The sequence below is a fragment of the Stenotrophomonas sp. SrG genome (assembly GCF_050031795.1).
Classification (GTDB): domain Bacteria; phylum Pseudomonadota; class Gammaproteobacteria; order Xanthomonadales; family Xanthomonadaceae; genus Stenotrophomonas; species Stenotrophomonas rhizophila_A.
The window spans coordinates 1-229 of the sequence record NZ_JBNBBE010001828.1; the positions used below are offsets into that span (position 1 = coordinate 1).

Annotated in this window: 1 protein-coding gene; it reads right to left on the reverse strand. The window is 69.9% G+C overall.

All coding sequences use genetic code 11. From position 1 onward, the window contains the following. Positions 1-229: pyridoxine 5'-phosphate synthase (locus ACQG3P_RS25525; RefSeq protein WP_426806601.1), on the reverse strand; the 229-nt coding region annotated here is incomplete at both ends.

Below are 229 nucleotides of genomic sequence, written 5' to 3' on the forward strand. Positions count from 1 at the left end.
GTCCAGGCCGGCGTAGAGGGCTTCGCTGATCAGCGCGTGGCCGATCGAGACTTCGAGGACGTTCGGGACAGGATGCAGGAAATCCCGGAGGTGATCCTGGGAGAGATCGTGGCCGGCGTTGACCCCGAGGCCGGCGGCCTGGGCGCGGCGGGCGGCGTCGGCGAACAAGTCGAGCATGACGGTGGCGTCGCCTGCGGCGTGCGCCTCGGCATAGGGGCCGGTGTAGAGA